The 3916-nt window shown below is 75.4% G+C and carries 3 protein-coding genes; 2 read left to right on the top strand and 1 reads right to left on the bottom strand.

Annotation, left to right across the window (positions count from 1 at the left end; genetic code table 11):
- Positions 1-108 precede the first annotated feature (108 nt).
- Positions 109-1122 (bottom strand): alpha/beta fold hydrolase, encoded by a 1014-nt coding sequence (locus ACFV7Q_RS38500; RefSeq protein WP_385435611.1) that lies wholly within the window; start codon positions 1120-1122, stop codon positions 109-111.
- A gap of 408 nt (positions 1123-1530) precedes the next feature.
- On the opposite strand from ACFV7Q_RS38500, the gene ACFV7Q_RS38495 reads away from it, so the two are divergent.
- Positions 1531-2010, top strand: coding sequence for a hypothetical protein (locus ACFV7Q_RS38495; RefSeq protein ID WP_385435610.1), 480 nt, complete (start codon positions 1531-1533; stop codon positions 2008-2010).
- A 183-nt stretch (positions 2011-2193) separates the two neighbouring features.
- Positions 2194-3864 carry a hydrogenase maturation protein gene (locus ACFV7Q_RS38490; protein WP_385435609.1) on the top strand — a complete coding sequence of 557 codons (1671 nt, stop codon included), beginning with the start codon at positions 2194-2196 and terminating at the stop codon, positions 3862-3864.
- The last annotated feature ends 52 nt before the right edge of the window (positions 3865-3916 follow it).

The following is a 3916-nucleotide window of genomic DNA, read 5'->3' as shown; positions in this document are numbered from 1 at the left end:
CCGCCCCCCTTCTACGAGCGGCCGCCCACGGGGGCCGGGGCGCGTGCCACTGCTGCGGCCCGGACCGGCCCGGCGGCCCGGCCCGGCTGCCCGGCCCGACGGCCCGGCTCACTGGCAGAGGCGGGCCACCAGCTCCAGCTCGCCCGCCAGCACCGCCGGGTCGCGCGGCCCGGCGTGCGGGGCGGCGAGGGGACGAACGCGGAACCGGTTGCCCGGGGTCAGTTCGTCGGCCTCCCGGATCATCAGGTCCTGGAGCGCCGGTGGGATCGCCCGGTCCTCGGTGAACTTCAGGAACGTGCGCGGGATCCGCCCCCAGCGCTCCGGCAGGCCGCGCGCGTCGGAGGCCGAGATCGCGGCCGACTCGTCCGGCTCCAGGGTGTTCATCAGCGCCCGGACCTCGGCGTCGGTGTACCCGGCGCCCAGCGCCTCCTTGCAGGCCGCGAAGAAATCCGGGTCGTTGGAACGCCAGTTGACCCGGTTGACGCCCAGCTCCGGTGGGGTGGGCACGGAGGTCAGCCGGAACAGCATGCTGGTGGACGCCTCCGGAGTGGTCATCAGCTCCAGCGCCGACCTCCGCTTCGTGGGGCAGAACGCCGAGGCGTAGACCAGGTGGTCGATCAGCTCAGGAATCCGATTGGCCACCGCATTGACGGTCGCCCCGCCCAGGCTCTGGCCCACCAGCACTACCGGTCCGTTGCGGCGGGCCCGCCGTACCACGGCCTCCACGTGCTCGGCGTTGTCCTGCAACGTCACCGCGCCCAGCGGGGAGGGCTCCGTACGCAGGCGCTCCAGGTCCTGCGGCGATTGGTAGGCGAGCGGGAAGTACGCGCCGGCGCCGTGCCCGGGCAGGTCGACCGCCACCGCCCGGTGTCCCCGCAGCCCCAGCTCGGCCACCACCGGGGCCAGGCCGTAGGAGTTGCTGCCGGAACCGTGGACCAGGACGAAGGTGACCCCGCGGGCCGGCCGGGAGGCGGCCTGAGCGGCGGTGGCCCCCGCGCCCACCGCCGCGACGGCGCCGGCGCCGGCCACGGCGGCCCTCAAAACGGTGCGGCGGGACCGCCCGCCGCCCTCCCCCGCCGACTGCACACCCGTCGTGTCGCTCGTCGTGCTCGTGTCGCTCATGCGGCCGACAGTACGCCCGGGTCATCCGACGGCACGGCCGAAATCCGGCCAACAAGATCCAATGCGGGGGTGATGCGCACCACCCGCCACCTCGGTCGAGAACGGGACAATCGGCTGACCGTCGGGCGGAACGCCCGGATCCGTGGCGATTCGGTCACGCCGTGGTCGTCCCGCGGCGGCCCGTCCGCCGTCCCCGCCGCTGCCCGGCAGGCCGCGCTCCGGCCCGCCGGGGCCGCACCCGGCGATCCGGCCACCGCCGCGCGGGCCGCGCACCCGCCGCCGGGCGGGCGGAACTTGCCAACGGCACCTGCACCCCCTCGACGCCTCCCCGGGCGGCCCCGTTGAGTCGTCCCCGCGCCCGCCGCACTGGCGGACCGGGCGCTTTCCGCACCGATCTGAGGAGCATTCATGCGCATGATCCGATCGGCCTTCGCGCTCGGCGCGGCCACCCTCACCCTCGCGGCCGCGGGCGTCGTCCCCGCCGCCGCCGCGGAGCAGGCGCCGGCCCCCAAGGCGCCCAAGTTCTGCACCTACGTCGTCGACACCGGCGAGGGCGGCTGCTTCGCGACCCGGGCCCAGGCCGCCGACCTCGGCGGGCAGAGGGAGTACAAGGACCTCGGCAGGATATGGAGCGACGCCAACTCCGGCGGCAGCGAGTTCACCTTCCGCGGCAGCGTCGGCTGCAACTGGCGCTACCCGGAGTTCAACGAGCTCTCCAAGTGGGGCTGGAACGACACGGTGAGCTCGGCCCAGGGCATCGCCTGCCCGATCACCCTGTGGGAGCACAAGGACTTCCGGGGAGCCCACCAGACCTACCACGGCTACAACGCGTACGTCGGTGACGGCATGAACGACAAGGCGTCGTCCATCAGCTTCGACCTGCGCTGACCGGACGGCGGCGGGCGGTGCCCCGGCACCGCCCGCACCTCCACCAGGTGGCGGTGCGGGCCTCCCCGTACGGGTGACACGGCCCGTACGTCTCACCGGCCGCTGCACCCCCGTCGCCGACGATCACAGACGGCCGGAAACGTTCCGGCCGCCGCCGCCGGAGCCGGACGCCTGGGAGAACACGTGCACATCCTGCTCGCCGCCAGTGCCTTCAACAGCCTCACCCAGCGGGTCCACGCCGAACTGCGGGACCGCGGGCACAGCGTGGCGGTCGAGCTGGTCCTGCCGGACAGCCGCCTCGCCGAGGCCGTCGACCGGCACCGGCCCGATCTCGTCATCGCGCCGATGCTGAAGTCGGCCATTCCCCGTGAGGTCTGGTCCCGGTACGTCTGCCTCGTCGTCCACCCCGGCCCCGTCGGTGACCGCGGGCCCTCCTCGCTCGACCGGGCCATCACCGAGGGCGCGGACACCTGGGGCGTCACCGTCCTCCAGGCCGACGCGGAGATGGACGCCGGCCCCGTCTGGGCCACCGCGGACTGCACGCTCCCGCCCGTCGGCAAGAGCGACGCCTACCGCGGCGAGGTGTCCGACGCCGCCCTCACCGCCGTCCTCCTGGCCGTCGACCGCTTCGCCTCCGGCACCCACGTCCCCGAGCCCCAGCCGTCCGGGCGCGCCCGACCGTACCTGCGGCAGGAGGAGCGCCGCATCGACTGGGCGCGGGACTCCACCGACCGCGTCGTGCGCACCCTGCGCGCCGCCGACTCGCAGCCCGGCGTCCTCGACGACCTGTTGGGTGGCTCCTGGTACCTGCACGGCGGCCACCCGGAGGACGGGCTGCGCGGTCGCCCCGGCGAACTGCTCGCCACCCGGGCCGGCGCGATCTGCCGCGCCACGGCCGACGGGGCCGTGTGGATCCCCGAGTTGCGGGCCAGGCGCGTCCCCGGCGGGCCCGCCCCCGTCAAGCTTCCCGCCACCCTGGCCCTCGCCGGCCGGCTCCCCGCCCTGCCCGAGGTCCCCGCACCGCGGGACACCGGCACCGGGGCCGGTCCCCGCACCTGGTCCGACATCCGCTACCGGGAGGACGGCGAGACCGGCTTCCTGTCGTTCTCCTTCCCCGGCGGCGCGATGAGCACCGAGCACTGCCGGCGCCTGCTCGCCGCCTATCGCGAGGCCTGCTCCCGCCCCACCTCCGTCCTCGTCCTCGGCGGCGGACGCGACTTCTTCTCCAACGGCATCCACCTGGGCGTCATCGAGGCCGCCGCAGACCCGGCCGAGGAGTCCTGGGCCAACATCAACGCCATGGACGACCTGGTCGAGGCCGTGCTGACCACCACCGACCGGCTCGTCGTGGCCGCCCTCGGTGGCAACGCCGCTGCCGGCGGGGCCATGCTCGCCCTCGCCGCCGACGAGGTCTGGCTCCGCTCCGGTGCGGTACTGAACCCGCACTACCGCCTCATGGGCCTCCACGGCTCGGAGTACTGGACCTACACCCTGCCCCGCCGGACCGGGACGGGCGTCGCCCAACGCCTCGTCAACGACGCCCTTCCGGTGGGCTCCGAGGCGGCACGCCGCCTCGGCCTGGCCGACCGGACCATCGACTGCACCCCGCAGGCCTTCGCGGGGGAGACCGCGCGCCTCGCGGCCCGGCTTGCCGACTGGCCCGGAACCCGGTCCCGGGTCGCCGGGAAGAAGGCCCGCCGCGAGGTCGACGAGACGCTGCGGCCGCTCGCGGCCTACCGGGAGGCCGAGCTGGCCCGGATGCGTGAAGTCTTCTTCGACCCCCGCGCCCCCTACCACGCCCCGCCCCGGGCGTGCGTCCCCAAGGAGGCCCCGGGGGGGCCCCCGCCGCGCTAGGCGCGGCCCTCCCAGGGGCGGCGGACCACCCCGACCCCCCGGCGGAGGCCCG

This window comes from Streptomyces sp. NPDC059851 (assembly GCF_042732005.1).
In the GTDB taxonomy this organism is placed as follows: Bacteria; Actinomycetota; Actinomycetes; order Streptomycetales; family Streptomycetaceae; genus Streptomyces.
This window is presented reverse-complemented; position numbering and strand designations above follow the sequence as displayed.